Raw genomic sequence first — 13853 nt, forward strand, 5'->3', positions numbered from 1 at the left:
TCAAGGAGGATTTGGGCTTCATCTTCGTTCCTTCGTCACTACGACGAAGCCCAAATCCTCCTTAAATCACAACCTCAAATCTGTGCCATTGGCGCTGACGGCGGACAGCGGCGACTTCAACCTCAAACCGGGGACGAACGCGCTTCTGCCGGACGGCGTGAACTACGCCGGGAAGTTCGACCCATCAGGCGCCGACCTAAGCCTCATTGACTACTAAGCGTCGAGACCTTCGGATGGCGGCTCCGGCAAGTGTGAGGCCAGCGACCGCCAGCGCCCACATGCCCGGTTCAGGGATTGGGGAGACGAAATAGCTTAAGGTGACTGGTGCGCCGGTAGGATCCCACGACATCGTGGCGAAGAATTTAGGCGTGTAAGTGATGTGTTCTTCGTAGCCAATCATCTCCCCGGGCTGCGTAGTATCCGGGATGCAACAAGAATAATGCTTGGCGCTTCCTGGGCTCACGATGAACCGAAACGAAAAGCCATTCGGGATCGATTTGAACGCCGTGGCCTCGCCAATTTCGTAAATATATCGCCAGCCAGCGTCCCCGCGATCTGCGTGAGCGTGTGCTTCTACTTCCTGCCAGTATCCAGAATACAGGTAGGTCAGCGGCGTGCTGGAAGTGAAAGTTAGGAGGTAGGCGCCGGGGCCTGCCGGCAGATCCTCCCAGACGTCATAGTCGGTCCATTCGGCGGGCACGTTGATTGTGGTTGCGCTTTCGGCTCGTCCAGCGGCGGCAACCCATATCGTGCTGGCGGCCACAGCCACCCCGAGCACCTTAAGCATATCGACTCTCCCCAGAGTGGCGTTAACCAACGCCTCCCCGGGGAGAGAGTCAACCAGCCATCGGTGGCGTCACTCTGGGGAGCGGATCGCCATCAAGGACTTGGTCAGGCCGAACACCTTCTCATCGACATGCGTCGCGTCGCTGAAGAGGTATTGCATCTGCTGCTTGTCGAGCAGGTAAGCGGAGTGAATGGCGCGCATCGCCCATCCATAGTCGCCGCGGGCGTTCGGGCGGTTTCTCATGATCCATCGCGCTTGGGCGCGGTCCGACCACCAATGAATGAACGCCGCTTCTAGGTGCGGCTCGATAGGGAACCACTGATAGGGCGTTTGGACGAAGTAGGCAGGCGCTAGGCGGCGAACTTCTTGGGCGAACGCCTCCATCTGCGGCCACAAGCCGACGTGCTCGATGACCGAGTTGGAGTGGACGAGGTCGAAGGCGTTGTCTTCGAATTGGGGAAGATGACAAGCGTCGCCGAACTCATGGGTAAATAGGGGGTCGTCAGCCGGCGGGGGGCGCTCGTGATCCGCTTCGTCCTTCCGGTTGATGAGTGTGATATGGACCCGCTGCGCTTCCAGAATGGGTCTGTCGAATAACGACCAGTACGCAGCCGTTCCGCCGAGGTCCAATATTCTCACCTGTCCATGCCGGGCATGACATTGAGAGATTAGAGTCAGAACGTGCTTGCCGCGCTTACGGCGAAGTTGCCTAGAAAGCGCAGAAAGTCGTCTCCGCCAAAGCGGATTATTGATCCTATCCATTGAGTGTGGCGCTCCCCAGCGCGAATTTGCTGGGTGGAACATGAGTCGTCCGGCGCTGCGCCGTCCAATTGGTAATTTGAATCGATCTCCGAAGGTCGATTGAAAGGCTCTATCTCATCGCCTCTTGGGCGAAATATTCGGCCGGGGAGGGTGGTGACACACCCAGCCCGGCCCCGGCCAGCAAGTCGATGCCGACCGTCTCGCGCGCGAGGTCGGCAGCATACGCACAGCCAAGCTTCCCGTGACAACCCCGGCGCGGAGTCGAACGCCCGATGATCAAACCCGCTGTTCTGCGGACGCTCGCCGCATGAGCGACTATCACGCGAGCCATGAGGCCGGCTCTTGGAGCCTCAAGCTGGTCATCGGCGCGGGGCTTAGCTTCGTCGGCGCGATCACCCTGGATCAGTGGGCGATCCTAGTGGGCATCCTCTGCTCGCTCGTCGTGACGGGGCACACGCTCTGGCGTTGGGCGAATGAGTGGCGGGATCGCAAGGCGCGCCTGAAGGCAGACCCGGCTCTTCGCGATTACACTACGACCGACCGTCAGCGGGAGATCTTCGACGCAGTTGTGAGCCATGGAGGGATGCGGCCGGCGGCAAGGGCTCTCGACGTCGCGTACAACAACGTTTTCCAGTGCATCACCGACCTTAAGACCAAGGCCGCGAGCCTGGGCTATGCACCCGGACACTGGGCCGCAGGCGTAGCGCCCGGTTACCGCATGGGGAAGGTGACGGTCCAGCGCAGCCCGGCCGGGGTCGAACGGGTATGGGAGCGGCAGCATCCCGAAGCGGTATCGCTAGAGGCGATCATCGATCGGTGTGAGGAGCGACTCAAGTCGTTCCAGCGGCTTAAGGCCCTCACGCCGCCGAAGCCCGTCACCGCGCCGCTGACCAACTTTCTCGGGCTGTTTGATCTTCATATCGGCGAGAAGATCAGCGCGGACGATCCGGCCGGATGCTGGGACATCGCAATCGCCAAGCGGACCATCGTGGACTGCTCGACACACGCGATCCTGACGGCGCCAAAGGCGAAGAGGCTGGTGTTGTGCTTCGGAGGAGACGCCGCGCACTACGACGGTCTTGAGCCAGTCACGCCCCGCAGCAAGCACGTCCTGCATTCGGATGGTGGCGACCCAGCACCCGTCTCTTGCTCCGTCGGACGACTATGCACTTAGCAAGGGCCTGATCAGTCGGCGCGGCTGCATGATGCTCACCTATCATGATGAATACGGCGAGGTGTCTCGCTGCACCACGCGGCCCGAGATGCTGGCGGCGTAGGTCAAATGTTGGACATTATGTCCACGCCTAAGCTCTCCGCTGAGCCGATCCTTCCATCCCCGACAATCTAGCCAGGAGGTCCGCCTATGGGCTGCGTGCTTTTCCCTATTGCCGTCGTGATCGGGCTTGGGTTCGCGCTGTTCTGGGCGGGTAGGGCGGCTATTCGGAGGCTGCTTGGTGGGTGAGAGCCTGGCCAGCATCTTGCATCGCGTAGGCGCTCTCGCATGCGTCGCAGGTCTGGCCACTGAGCGACCCATAGCCGCCGTTGCAGCAGTTGTTTCCGCAGCGTCCGCAGCGGACGGCTGGACCGCAAAGCGGACACTCAAACCAGCAATGCCCAAATGGGTTTTCCATACCCCGAGAATCGCACGCAGCGCTTTGAGTCACAAGGGTTTTCTGCTATGTTCGCAGACATGCAAAGCCGCCTGATTGGCGCTCTTCTGGCCCTGGCCGTCATCGTCGGCGGTCTGCTCGGCATCTACCTCTGGGGCCGCGCCGAGGGGGTGAAGGCGGACGCTAAGCGCACCGCGCCAATCATCGCCGGTATGAAGTCCGACGTGGCCCGCTGCGAGGCCAATGTGGACCGCCTGACGGCCTCCCTGGAGCAGCAGAACGCCGCCGTCGATGCACTGAAGGCCGATGCCGACGAGCGCACCCGCCGGGCCAACGAGGCTGTCAAGCAGGCCCAGCGGCAGGCCGCAGGCTATCGCGCCAAGATCGATCGCATCGCTCGCGCCCAAGGCGGCCCAGATCGCTGCGAGGCTGCGCGCGAGCTGATCGTCTCCAGTCTGTCGGAGGATCGCTGATGACCCCCGTTGAGATGTTCGGCGCGCTGCTGCTCGCCCACGCCCTGGCCGATTACCCGCTGCAAGGCGACTTCCTATCCAAGGCGAAGAACCGCACCGCTCCCATCCCCGGCGTGCCGTGGCAACAGGCCCTTGGCGCCCATGCCGTGATCCACGGCGGCTTCGTCGGGGCGATCACCGGCCTGTGGTGGCTCGGCGTCGCGGAGGCGGTAGCACACTGGCTGACCGACGACGCGAAGTGCCGGGGCCGCATCAGCTTCAACCAAGACCAGGCCATCCACATCGCCTGCAAGGTGCTCTGGGTCGCTATCGCCACAGGGGTTGGGTCATGAAGCACCTCGCCATCGCCCTGACCATGTTGCTCGCCGCTTGCTCTACGGCGCCCAAGGAACGGATCGTCACCAAGGAGGTGAAGGTTCCCGTCCCGGTCGCCTGCAAGGTCGATATCCCACCCACTCCAGCCTACGAAGGAGACACCATGGATCTGTCACAGGACATCTTTGGTTTGGTGAAGGGCCTTCTGATCGAGCGCGAACAGCGGAGGATCACCGAGGCCGACCTTCGCGCCCGTCTCGTAGGCTGCGCAGGCCATCCGCCCGATACGTAACCCCGAGGGCTACGTCATCCACCGGCAGCTAGGCTGACCGCAACCTGAGAACTTCGCGGCCCGCTCCGTTCATTCGGGGCGGGTCTTTTGTTCTGTAGGTGGCAGGTGTTCGAACGCCTCGCCGATTATCGGTTCTTGCCGCCTATTAGGTCGAGGCGCTCCACCATCAGGAGATAGCGCCGACCACCAATTTCAAGCGACATATCGGCGAACCCATCACCGCCACCGCTGTCAATCGAGGTGTCAGCATCAACGATGGTTTCAAGCCGTTCTCGCAATTCGTGGATGAGGCTAATGGGCACGTTGTCCCACTCAGCCGGAACGATATCGAGCATTGCTTTGGCGCGCTTTTCCATGCTGAGCAGAATCGCATGGGGCGACGCTCTCTGCGAGCAAAAACTCTTGCAGAGTCAATGCGCCGGGGTAGAATCATGGGGCTGCGGCGGCGGGGAAAGCAGACCCGTACGGGCGAACGTCTTGGTAGCCCATGGACTGGACAGCCACCGAACCCAAGCCGAGGTGGTATTGGAGCGCAGTAGCCTCAGTAGCGCGGGGCCCGCAGCATGTATCCGCTACGCCAGTAGGCTGGCACGTATCGAGTTTGGTCCGACGTAGCTCAGCAGATTGAGCGCCGCCGTATCTTCGGCGGAGGTCGTGGGTTCAAGTCCCACCTTCGGGCCAATACCAGGGGCGGCGTTTGGACTGGGGTTTCTCGGCAGGCGTCGTCCCTGGTTTAGTTTCCTTGCCCGGGAAGGCTGCGGCGGGGCTGGAAAGCTCCCTTGATCCGCCAAAGGATGAAGCCTAGGGGAACCGGGCTTCCCCCGCCGCAGCTACTCCCACTTCACCCTGCCGCCATCCCATCCATTGACCGACGGCGACCCTGGACCGCCACACCGCGAGCACCTGAACTTCAGATCGCGGATCGGACGGTTCGGGTAGTACGCGGCGAGCGCTGCAACGTCCTGCTCATGAAGCTGCCGGGTGATCCGGCACGGCTCGCACCCGACGACCAGGCTGTTCCGGCTTTCCAGCACCTGCGCAGCCGTCATGCGTCCGAGAAGGCGCGTTTCGTAGGAGAGGACTGAACCGGACGGCATGGCGCCAAGGAGAACACCGGCCGAACGCCGCGGCAACGGATTGTGCCGTAGGTGTGACGCAGCGCCTTCCAGCGCCTTCCGATGTTCTCCGGCCGTTTCTGGTCCTCAGATGCTCCAGCCCTTGCCTTTTCTAGGCGCTACGCCCTATGACGCAAGCGTTGCGGGTGTGGCGGAACTGGTAGACGCACTGGATTTAGGTTCCAGCGCCGCAAGGCGTGGAGGTTCGAGTCCTCTCGCCCGCACCATCTTGTTTCGCCTTATGGGCCGCGCTTGCGATCCTTGGCGCCTTTGCGCTTGGACTGGCGCGCGCGAAATGACATAAGAGCGCCCGCTGTCGCCGCCGCTTGTTCGGCGGCGCATACCTTTTCACCTCTAGGCGGACCTGCCGGCGCCAGCCCGCGCCGCACTCCGGAAGTTGAAGAATGTCGATGCAGATCGTTGAAAAGTCTGGCGAAGGCCTGAGCCGCGTCTATGGCGTGACCGTTCCCGTAGCGGACCTGAACGAGCGCCTCGAGGCGCGGATCGTCGAGATCACGCCGCAACTGAACATCAAGGGATTCCGTCCTGGCAAGGTGCCGCCGGCCCACGTCCGCCGCCTGCATGGCCGCGCGCTGATGGCCGAAGTGGTCGAGCAGACGATCTCGGAAACCACCCAGAAGGTGCTGGCGGACAACAATCTGCGCCCGGCGGCCGAGCCGGACCTTAAGCCGGAAGGCGACATCGCCCAGGTGATCGAAGGCAAGGCCGACCTCGCCTATGAACTGGCGGTCGAGATCATGCCGGAGTTCGAGCCGACCGACCTGAGCAAGATTTCGCTCAGCCGCCCGGTCTACGAGCCCACCGAGGCCGAGGTCGACGAAGCGGTCGAGGAGCTGGCCAAGCAGAACCGCACCTACGAGCCGCGCACCGGCAAGTCGCTGAAGGCCAAGGACGGCGACCAGGTGCTGATCGACTTCGTCGGCCGTATCGACGGCGAAGCCTTCCAGGGCGGCACGGCCGAGGACACCGAATTGGTGCTGGGCTCGGGTCAGTTCATCCCGGGCTTCGAAGACCAGCTGGTCGGCGCCAAGCCGGGTGACGAAGTCATCGTCAAGGTCGCGTTCCCCGCCGACTATCAAGCCGCCAACCTGGCCGGCAAGGACGCCGAGTTCACCACCACGGTGAAGGAAGTCCGCGCGCCGGTCGAAGCCAAGGCCGACGACGCCATGGCCGAGCGCCTGGGCATCGAGAGCCTGGAGAAGCTCAAGGAACTGCTGAAGTCGAACCTGGAGGCCCAGTACGCCGGCGCCTCTCGGTTCAAGCTGAAGCGCGCCCTGCTGGACGTGCTGGACGAGAAGCACGACTTCCCGCTGCCGCCGAAGATGGTGGAGGCCGAGTTCGGCGCGATCTGGCAGCAGGTTCAGGCCGACAAGGAGCGCGGCGGCCTGCCGCCGGAGGACGCCGAGAAGTCGGACGATCAGCTGCAGACCGAGTACCGCAAGATCGCCGAGCGCCGCGTGCGCCTGGGCCTTGTGCTGGCGGAGATCGGCCGCGCCAACAACGTCCAGGTCACCGACCAGGAGCTGCTGGACGCCATGCGTCAGGAAGCCATGCGCTATGGCCCGCAAGCGCAGCAGATTTTCGACATGTTCCGCCAGAACGCCAACATGCAGGCCCAGCTCCGTGCGCCGATCTTCGAGGACAAGGTCGTCGACCTGATCGTCGAGAAGGCGGCCGTGAAGGACGAGAAGGTCTCTAAGGACGAGCTCCTCAAGGAAGACGACATGCCGGAAGGCTACGGCGCCTAAGCACGGCGCCGTCCCTCTGCGGACCGATGAAATCCCTCCCGGCGACGGGAGGGATTTTCTTTAGGACTTAAGGTCACCTTGCGCTGGCCCCTTCGCCACGCGATATCGGAGGGGAACGCGGCTCTGCACGCAGAGTCGATCAATGAGAGAGGCATTCCTTTATGCGTGACCCGCAGATCACCGCGCTGAACCTCGTGCCGATGGTGGTGGAGCAGACCAGCCGCGGCGAGCGCGCCTTCGACATCTTCTCGCGCCTGCTCAAGGAACGGGTGATCTTCCTGAACGGCCCGGTGGAGGACGGCATGTCGGCGCTGATCTGCGCCCAGCTGCTGTATCTCGAAGCCGAGAACCCCAAGAAAGAGATCCAGATGTACATCAACTCCCCTGGCGGGGTGGTGACGTCCGGTCTCGCGATCTACGACACCATGCAATACATCCGCTCGCCGGTGGTCACGCTCTGCATGGGCATGGCCGCCTCGATGGGCTCGTTCCTGCTGATGGCGGGCGAGAAGGGCAACCGCATCGCCCTGCCGAACAGCCGGATTATGGTCCACCAGCCGTCGGGCGGATACTCGGGCAAGGCCTCGGACATCCAGCGCCACGCCGAGGACATCATCAAGACCAAGCGCCGTCTGAACGAGATCTACGCCAAGCACACCGGCCGCAGCTACGAAGAGGTCGAGGAAAAACTCGACACCGACACCTTCATGACCCCGGACGAGGCCAAGGAGTGGGGGCTGGTCGACCACGTGATCGAACGCCGCGCCGAAGACTAAGGGCCGCCCTGTGCCGAGCCACGTCCTGGTGGTCGGCGGCACAGGCATGCTTTCCGAGCTCTGCAAGGCGCTCGCCGGCGACGGCGGGCGCCTTTCGCTTTTGTCGCGCCGTGCCTCGGCGCTCGGCGGCTTTGACTGCGACTACCGTGACGAGACGTCCTTCGCCGCCGCCCTGGCTGCGGCCGTGGCGCGTAGCGGGCCGCCCGACCTGGCGGTGGCCTGGTTCCATACCCTGAAGATCGCCGCCCCGCGCCTCCTGGCTCAGGCGGTGAGGGGGCGGCTGTTCCAAGTCCTCGGCAGCGCTGTCGGCGATCCGGCTCATCCCGATCGCCTGGCCCGCGCCGCGAGCATTGCAGACGGCCTGCCGGACTGCGCCTTGCGCCAGGTCGTGCTGGGCTTCCGCCTGGAAGGCGGCCGTTCGCGCTGGCACACGGGCGGCGAGGTTTCAGCCGGAGTCCTGGACGCGATCGCCGCCGACCGGCCGCTGAGCCTGGTCGGGGTGCTGGAGCCGTGGTCGGCCCGGCCCGGCGCCTAATCCCCGGCGCGCCCCTGCCTAGGCAAGACGTCCGGCGACCACCTCCAGCAGCCGCGCGCGCCCGGCCTCAAGGGTCACGTCGATCCGCTCGAAATCCTTGCCCGCCGCGTCCCGCACGTCGGCGAACAGGCCGGCGGGATCCTCGTGGAAATGCAGGAAGGCCTTGGACTTCAGATAGAACACGCCGCGCTTCTTCTCGATCGGGCCGGGCAGGGCGCGCAGCTTGGCGAGCAGCGCTTCGAGCTGGTCCAGTGCGGCGTCGCCGGCGTGCTTCACAGCCTCAATCCTCGCGAGGATACTGCCCTGGCCTGGCCAGATAGTACTCGGCCGCGGGCAGGCCGTCCTGCGCCTCGACCGCGGCGTTGAAGACCCGTTCGTCGAACCCGCCGCGCTCGGCCCGCTTGGCGATCCGCCGGGCCTCGACCTCGTCCCAGGCGATGCCGTGGACCTCCGCCAGGGCGCGGGCGACCTCCAGCACGTCCGCCAACTCACCGGCGATCTCGGCGGGCGGCGCCTCGCGCACCTCGGCCGCTTCTTCCAGCAGCTTGTCCTTCAGGGCGTCCAGAAACTCGCCGTCGTCCAGCCGGCGTTCGAACACCGCCAGGCCCTGGGCGCGCATCATCGCGGGCAGGCGATCGCGGATCAGCTTACCGACCTTGAACCTCACGGCTTCTCCTGGAACACGCGGTAGCCCGGCTCCTCGGCGATGGCCAGCATCTCGGTGTCGCCGCTGGTGTCGCCATAGGCGGCGCGCAGGCGGACCTCCTCGCCGAACGCGGCCTGCAGCCGGCGCACCTTTTCCGGGCCGCGACAGTTCGGCGTGTCGAAGCCGCCGGTCGCGCGGTCACGCGCATCGAAGGTCAACTCGGTGCCGATCAGCATGTCGGCGCCCAGGCCGCGGGCGAAGGGCGCGACGATCATCTCGGGCGAGGCGGTGACGATCACCAGCTTGGCGTTGCGCTGGCCCCAGCGCCGCCAGGTGCGCACAGCGTCCGGCCGCAGCAGGCGGGGGGCCATCAGCTCGGCGAACGCCCTTGCGTCGGCTTCCAGACGCTCGCGCGAGACTCCGGCCAGGAACTCCCGCGTCGCCGCCGCCTTGATCCGTCCGCGGTCGCGGTGGCCCAGATAGGCGAGGGCGGCCGGCAGCAGCCGGATCATGCCGAGATTGTAGCGCAGGGGGCCGGCCCGCCATTTCAGGAAGGCGGTATAGCTGTCATGGGTGGTCAAGGTTCCGTCGAAGTCGAAGGCGACCACGCCGGCGTCCTGCACCTGCTCGTCCAAGCTTTCCATCTGCGAGCCGCCTATGCGCCGCAGTTGTCGTCTAGCCATCTATCCCCCAACGCGCCCCGAATGGCGACGCGTGAACTTATCCCCAGTGGATTTCGCCCCAGTGACGGCCGGCCAGGATGCGGCGAATTCGCCGGTCTTGCGCCGTTTCGACACAATCCCATCTAGGGATTCGGACATGCCCGCCATCGGGCGCCCCGCCGCCAAATGTCACTGAAGCGCGTCCAAGGCTTGTGATCGCGGCTCGGATCGGGGAATGTCAAGGATTAGACAACCCCGGGCACGTATCCTGCACTGATGGCGTCAGGGACGCCTCCCGGGCCAGCGACGGCTTAGACCTCGGTCGGCGTCGTCGAGAGAGTGAGAAACGACCATGACCAAGGCCGCGAGCGGAGACTCCAAGAGCACGCTGTATTGCTCTTTCTGCGGCAAGAGCCAGCACGAGGTCCGCAAGCTTATCGCGGGCCCGACGGTGTTCATCTGCGATGAATGCGTCGAGCTGTGCATGGACATCATTCGGGAAGAGCACAAGATTTCCTTCGTGAAATCAAAGGACGGCGTGCCGACCCCGAAGGAAATCCGCGAAGTTCTCGACGACTACGTGATCGGCCAGGACCACGCCAAGAAGGTCCTCTCGGTCGCCGTCCACAACCACTACAAGCGCCTGAACCACGCGACGAAGAACAACGACGTCGAGCTGGGCAAGGCCAACATCCTGCTCATCGGGCCGACCGGCACGGGTAAGACCCTGCTGGCTCAGACCCTCGCGCGAATCATCGACGTGCCGTTCACCGTGGCCGACGCCACGACGCTGACCGAAGCCGGCTATGTCGGCGAGGACGTCGAGAACATCATCCTGAAGCTGCTCCAGGCCGCCGACTACAATGTCGAGCGCGCCCAGCGCGGCATCGTCTACATCGACGAAGTCGACAAGATCAGCCGCAAGTCGGACAACCCCTCGATCACCCGCGACGTATCGGGCGAGGGCGTCCAGCAGGCGCTGCTGAAAATCATGGAAGGCACCGTGGCCTCCGTACCGCCGCAAGGCGGGCGCAAGCATCCCCAGCAGGAATTCCTGCAGGTCGACACCACCAACATCCTGTTCATTTGCGGCGGCGCCTTCGCCGGGCTTGAGAAGATCATCTCGGCGCGCGGCCAGGGCACCTCGATCGGTTTCGGCGCCAAGGTGTCGGACCCGGACGACCGCCGCACCGGCGAGATCTTCCGCCAGGTGGAGCCCGACGATCTGCTGCGCTTCGGCCTGATCCCGGAGTTCATCGGCCGCCTGCCGGTGATCGCAACCCTGGACGACCTGGACGACGCCGCCCTGGTCAAGATCCTGACCGAGCCGAAGAACGCCTTCGTCAAGCAGTACCAGCGCCTGTTCGACATGGAGAACGTCGGCCTGACCTTCACCGACGACGCCCTGATGGCGGTCGCTCGCAAGGCGATCCAGCGCAAGACCGGCGCCCGCGGCCTGCGGTCGATCCTCGAAGGCATCCTGCTCGACACCATGTACGAGCTCCCCACCTATGACGGCGTCGAGGAAGTCGTCGTCAACGCCGAGGTGGTCGAGGGCCGGGCCCAGCCGCTGGTCATCTACGCCGAGCGCCGCGACAAGGGCGGCGCGGCGTAAGGCCGGGCGGACAACCGACATGATCAAGGGCCCCGCGGACCAACGCCGCGGGGCCTTTTTCGTTCCGGGGCGGCCATGACTCATATCGCACCGTCCCCATGCGACCGCGGCCTGGTGGGCGCGGTCGATCCCGGCCAGGCCCGGCCCCGCGCGATGCTGGCCCTGGCCGGCGCGGTCGTCGGCTCCAGCCTGGCCTTCATCGACGGCTCGGCGGTCAATCTGGCCCTGCCGGTGATCCAGGCCCAGGTCGGGGGCGATGCGGCGGCGATCCAGTGGGTGATGAACGCCTACGCCCTGACCCTCGGGGCGCTTGTGCTGGCGGGCGGCGCGGCGGCTGACCGCTATGGCCGCCGGGCGGTGTTCGTCGTCGGAGTCTTGGTCTTCGCCGGCGCCTCGGCGCTCTGCGGCGCCGCCCCCCAACTGCCGCTGCTGATCATGGCCCGTGCGGTCCAAGGCCTGGGGGCGGCTTTGCTCGTGCCCGCCAGCCTGGCCTTGCTGGGCGCGGCCTTCGACGAAAAGCGGCGCGGCTGGGCGGTCGGCGTCTGGGCCGGCGCCAGCGGGCTGATGAGCGCCATCGGACCTGTTCTGGGCGGCTGGCTGGCCGAGTCGGTCTCGTGGCGCGCCGTCTTTCTGATCAACCTGCCCCTGGCCGCCCTGGCCATCGCCCTGATCCTGGCCGGCGCCCGCGAAAGCCGCGGCCAGGCCAGCGGTCCGGTCGACTGGCGCGGCGCGGCGCTGGCGACGCTGGGGCTGGCCGGAGTGGTCTGGAGCCTGACCGCGATCTCGACCGGCGGCGCTACGGCGCTGGCCTGGTCGGCCGGACTAGCAGGTCTGGGATGCCTCGCCTTGTTCGTGGCCTTCGAACGGCGGGTGGAGAGCCCGATGGTTCCGCTGTCGCTGTTCGCCTCGCGCACCTTTTCCGGCGTCAACGGCCTGACCCTGCTGCTTTATGCGGCGTTCGGCGGGGCGCTGTTCCTGCTGCCCTTCCAACTGATCCGGGCCCATGGCTATCCGGCCGCCATGGCGGGGGCGGCGCTTCTACCGTTGTCGGTCGGCCTGGCCGTGCTCTCGCCCGCGGCCGGCTGGCTGTCGGCCCGGCTGGGCGTGCGCGCCATGCTGATCGCTGGGCCGGTGCTGGTCGCCGCCGGCTTCGGCCTGCTCGGCTGGTACGCCTACGATCCCCGCTATTGGACCGGCGCTTTTCCCGGGCTCTGTTTGGTCGCGCTGGGCATGGGGGTCGCCGTCGCGCCGTTGACCGACGCCGTGTTGGGCTCGGTTCCTTCAGAGTTCGAGGGCGCGGCGTCGGGGATCAACAACGCCACGGCCCGGATTGGCGGCCTGCTGGCGGTCGCCCTGGCCGGCTTCGTCCTGGCTCCCGGGCAGACCGACGTGGACGCGCTGAGCGTGCGTTATCAGTGGGCCATGTTCGCCGCTGCGTTCGCCAGCCTTTTCGCGGCCCTGGTCGGCGGTCTGACCGTGTCTACTTCTTCGCCGCGGCCTTCGGCTTGAGCCGCTCCATCCAATCCAGAGTGCCCAGCCAATATCGGCCGGTGGCGGCCAGGAAGCCGTCGCGCTTGCGCGCCTCGATCCAACCGTTGACGAGGTTCAGGGCGTCGGCGTCCCCGCGCCGCACGGCGATGGCGTCAGCCGTCCGAGCCAGCGGCTCGCCCTCGACCAACTCATAGCGGTCGGGCGCCTTAACCGAGACTAGGCGCGGGATCGGGGCCTTGTAGGCGAGACCGGACACCGCCCCGGCGTCCAGGGCCCGCTCCGCCGCGATCAGATCGGGGAACATCTCGACGGTGGCGGACGGCAGGCGCGCGCGGACCAGATCGACGGCCGGCGTGCCGCGAACCGCGCCGATCACCACCTCGGGCCTGTCCAGGTCGGCGATCCGCGCCGAGCCCCTCCGGGCGACGATGGCCACGTCGCTTTCGCCGTACGGCGTCGTGAACCACGCCTGACGCAGCCGGTCGGGCTCTATGGCCAGCGAAGCGGCGACCAGATCGCAGTCGCCCTTGTTCAGTCGCGCCAGCGCCTCGCCGTAGCCGACGGGGACGAAGTTCGCGACCAGGCCAAAGTCCGAGGCTAGCCGCTCTCCGACGTCGACGTCATGTCCGATCCAACGGCCGGCGGGCGTCTTCAGGGCGTAGGGCGCGCCTTCGACGATGCAGATCCTCAGGTTTCCCCGCGCCGTGGCGTCGTCCAGGGCGCCGGCGGCCGCCGGTGAGGCCAGGGCCGACAGGCCCAGAAAGACGCCAGTCATTGCAACGTGTCGCATTCGGACCGCCTCGCTCTGCATCCGATCTCGATGAGAATTCCATTGTCGCCGGATGACAAGGCGTATTCTCAACAGAAGGTTGTTGGGGCTAGGCTCAGGACCCATTGATGTGATGCGCTCGATCTGATTCAGGCTCTGCAAGGAGATTGGATATGAGCGACCTGTATTGGCTGACGGACGAGCAGATGGAGCGGCTACGGCCGCACTTCCCCAAG

Annotated in this window: 17 protein-coding genes and 2 tRNA genes; 12 read left to right on the forward strand and 7 right to left on the reverse strand. The window is 65.6% G+C overall.

Translation table 11 applies throughout. The features are described 5' to 3' along the window. Positions 1-217 (forward strand): hypothetical protein (locus tag ACE3T2_RS20635; protein ID WP_374660890.1); only part of this gene is annotated, 217 nt, incomplete at its 5' end. Here the strand turns inward: ACE3T2_RS20635 and ACE3T2_RS20640 are convergent. Both ACE3T2_RS20640 and ACE3T2_RS20645 read right to left on the reverse strand, forming a co-directional pair. Then, complete coding sequence (locus tag ACE3T2_RS20640) at positions 197-787, reverse strand: PEP-CTERM sorting domain-containing protein (RefSeq protein WP_374660892.1); 591 nt, start codon at positions 785-787, stop codon at positions 197-199. The two genes, ACE3T2_RS20635 and ACE3T2_RS20640, sit on opposite strands and share 21 nt — an antisense overlap. 69 nt (positions 788-856) lie before the next feature. Further along, entirely contained in the window at positions 857-1426 is a 570-nt protein-coding gene (locus ACE3T2_RS20645; RefSeq protein ID WP_374660920.1) for a class I SAM-dependent methyltransferase, read from the reverse strand. Positions 1427-1856: 430 nt separating this feature from the next. Here ACE3T2_RS20645 and ACE3T2_RS20650 point away from each other — a divergent pair, with 430 nt between their 5' ends. From ACE3T2_RS20650 to ACE3T2_RS20665, 4 genes are all read left to right on the forward strand, one after another. After that, positions 1857-2723 (forward strand): hypothetical protein, encoded by an 867-nt coding sequence (locus ACE3T2_RS20650; RefSeq protein ID WP_374660894.1) that lies wholly within the window; start codon positions 1857-1859, stop codon positions 2721-2723. 504 nt (positions 2724-3227) lie between these two features. After that, positions 3228-3632 carry a hypothetical protein gene (locus ACE3T2_RS20655; protein ID WP_374660896.1) on the forward strand — a complete coding sequence of 135 codons (405 nt, stop codon included), beginning with the start codon at positions 3228-3230 and terminating at the stop codon, positions 3630-3632. After that, a complete protein-coding gene (locus tag ACE3T2_RS20660; RefSeq protein WP_374660898.1) occupies positions 3632-3964 on the forward strand; it encodes a DUF3307 domain-containing protein in 333 nt (110 codons plus the stop codon). Before ACE3T2_RS20655 ends, ACE3T2_RS20660 begins: the two co-directional genes overlap by 1 nt. Beyond that, on the forward strand, positions 3961-4239 hold the full coding sequence (locus tag ACE3T2_RS20665) for a hypothetical protein (RefSeq protein ID WP_374660900.1): 279 nt from the start codon (positions 3961-3963) through the stop codon (positions 4237-4239). Before ACE3T2_RS20660 ends, ACE3T2_RS20665 begins: the two co-directional genes overlap by 4 nt. A gap of 125 nt (positions 4240-4364) precedes the next feature. On the opposite strand, the gene ACE3T2_RS20670 is transcribed toward ACE3T2_RS20665, so the two are convergent. Beyond that, positions 4365-4595, reverse strand: a complete 231-nt coding sequence (locus tag ACE3T2_RS20670; protein ID WP_374660902.1) for a hypothetical protein — start codon at positions 4593-4595, stop codon at positions 4365-4367. 247 nt (positions 4596-4842) lie between these two features. Here ACE3T2_RS20670 and ACE3T2_RS20675 point away from each other — a divergent pair. From ACE3T2_RS20675 to ACE3T2_RS20695, 5 genes are all read left to right on the forward strand, one after another. After that, positions 4843-4920, forward strand: a tRNA-OTHER gene (locus tag ACE3T2_RS20675). A 576-nt stretch (positions 4921-5496) separates the two neighbouring features. Then, positions 5497-5581: transfer RNA gene (locus ACE3T2_RS20680), tRNA-Leu, on the forward strand. Positions 5582-5764: 183 nt separating this feature from the next. Continuing rightward, positions 5765-7123: a trigger factor gene (tig, locus tag ACE3T2_RS20685; RefSeq protein WP_374660904.1), complete on the forward strand. Its 1359-nt coding sequence runs from the start codon at positions 5765-5767 to the stop codon at positions 7121-7123. Between the two features lie 161 nt (positions 7124-7284). Then, positions 7285-7899 carry an ATP-dependent Clp protease proteolytic subunit gene (locus ACE3T2_RS20690; protein ID WP_374660906.1) on the forward strand — a complete coding sequence of 205 codons (615 nt, stop codon included), beginning with the start codon at positions 7285-7287 and terminating at the stop codon, positions 7897-7899. Between the two features lie 10 nt (positions 7900-7909). Further along, positions 7910-8434: a hypothetical protein gene (locus ACE3T2_RS20695; RefSeq protein WP_374660908.1), complete on the forward strand. Its 525-nt coding sequence runs from the start codon at positions 7910-7912 to the stop codon at positions 8432-8434. 18 nt (positions 8435-8452) lie between these two features. Here ACE3T2_RS20695 and ACE3T2_RS20700 read toward each other — a convergent pair whose 3' ends face one another. From ACE3T2_RS20700 to ACE3T2_RS20710, 3 genes are read right to left on the reverse strand one after another with little or no spacing between them, the layout of a single operon-like run. Further along, on the reverse strand, positions 8453-8710 hold the full coding sequence (locus ACE3T2_RS20700) for a hypothetical protein (protein WP_374660910.1): 258 nt from the start codon (positions 8708-8710) through the stop codon (positions 8453-8455). Positions 8711-8714: 4 nt separating this feature from the next. Next, the gene (locus tag ACE3T2_RS20705) at positions 8715-9101 is read right to left on the reverse strand and encodes a phosphoribosyl-ATP pyrophosphohydrolase (protein ID WP_374660912.1); all 387 of its coding nucleotides are present in this window, start codon (positions 9099-9101) and stop codon (positions 8715-8717) included. After that, positions 9098-9763 (reverse strand): HAD-IB family hydrolase, encoded by a 666-nt coding sequence (locus ACE3T2_RS20710; protein ID WP_374660914.1) that lies wholly within the window; start codon positions 9761-9763, stop codon positions 9098-9100. Before ACE3T2_RS20710 ends, ACE3T2_RS20705 begins: the two co-directional genes overlap by 4 nt. 331 nt (positions 9764-10094) lie before the next feature. Between ACE3T2_RS20710 and clpX the strand changes: the two genes are divergently transcribed. After that, complete coding sequence (clpX, locus tag ACE3T2_RS20715; RefSeq protein WP_374532726.1) at positions 10095-11357, forward strand: ATP-dependent Clp protease ATP-binding subunit ClpX; 1263 nt, start codon at positions 10095-10097, stop codon at positions 11355-11357. 75 nt (positions 11358-11432) lie between these two features. Further along, positions 11433-12866: a DHA2 family efflux MFS transporter permease subunit gene (locus tag ACE3T2_RS20720; RefSeq protein WP_374660916.1), complete on the forward strand. Its 1434-nt coding sequence runs from the start codon at positions 11433-11435 to the stop codon at positions 12864-12866. Here ACE3T2_RS20720 and ACE3T2_RS20725 read toward each other — a convergent pair. Beyond that, positions 12838-13623: a substrate-binding periplasmic protein gene (locus ACE3T2_RS20725; RefSeq protein ID WP_374660918.1), complete on the reverse strand. Its 786-nt coding sequence runs from the start codon at positions 13621-13623 to the stop codon at positions 12838-12840. The two genes, ACE3T2_RS20720 and ACE3T2_RS20725, sit on opposite strands and share 29 nt — an antisense overlap. Positions 13624-13853: the final 230 nt, after the last annotated feature.

The organism is Phenylobacterium sp. (assembly GCF_041919955.1).
Classification (GTDB): Bacteria; Pseudomonadota; Alphaproteobacteria; order Caulobacterales; family Caulobacteraceae; genus Phenylobacterium.

Bases quoted from the DNA above. Each gene is read 5' to 3' on its own strand.
- ACE3T2_RS20670 (WP_374660902.1), bottom strand. From the start codon at position 4,595: ATGGAAAAGCGCGCCAAAGCAATGCTCGATATCGTTCCGGCTGAGTGG.
- ACE3T2_RS20640 (WP_374660892.1), bottom strand. From the start codon at position 787: ATGCTTAAGGTGCTCGGGGTGGCTGTGGCCGCCAGCACGATATGGGTT.
- ACE3T2_RS20710 (WP_374660914.1), bottom strand. From the start codon at position 9,763: ATGGCTAGACGACAACTGCGGCGCATAGGCGGCTCGCAGATGGAAAGC.
- ACE3T2_RS20720 (WP_374660916.1), top strand. From the start codon at position 11,433: ATGACTCATATCGCACCGTCCCCATGCGACCGCGGCCTGGTGGGCGCG.
- tig (WP_374660904.1), top strand. From the start codon at position 5,765: ATGCAGATCGTTGAAAAGTCTGGCGAAGGCCTGAGCCGCGTCTATGGC.
- ACE3T2_RS20665 (WP_374660900.1), top strand. From the start codon at position 3,961: ATGAAGCACCTCGCCATCGCCCTGACCATGTTGCTCGCCGCTTGCTCT.
- ACE3T2_RS20725 (WP_374660918.1), bottom strand. From the start codon at position 13,623: ATGACTGGCGTCTTTCTGGGCCTGTCGGCCCTGGCCTCACCGGCGGCC.
- ACE3T2_RS20650 (WP_374660894.1), top strand. From the start codon at position 1,857: ATGAGCGACTATCACGCGAGCCATGAGGCCGGCTCTTGGAGCCTCAAG.
- clpX (WP_374532726.1), top strand. From the start codon at position 10,095: ATGACCAAGGCCGCGAGCGGAGACTCCAAGAGCACGCTGTATTGCTCT.
- ACE3T2_RS20655 (WP_374660896.1), top strand. From the start codon at position 3,228: ATGTTCGCAGACATGCAAAGCCGCCTGATTGGCGCTCTTCTGGCCCTG.
- ACE3T2_RS20660 (WP_374660898.1), top strand. From the start codon at position 3,632: ATGACCCCCGTTGAGATGTTCGGCGCGCTGCTGCTCGCCCACGCCCTG.
- ACE3T2_RS20690 (WP_374660906.1), top strand. From the start codon at position 7,285: ATGCGTGACCCGCAGATCACCGCGCTGAACCTCGTGCCGATGGTGGTG.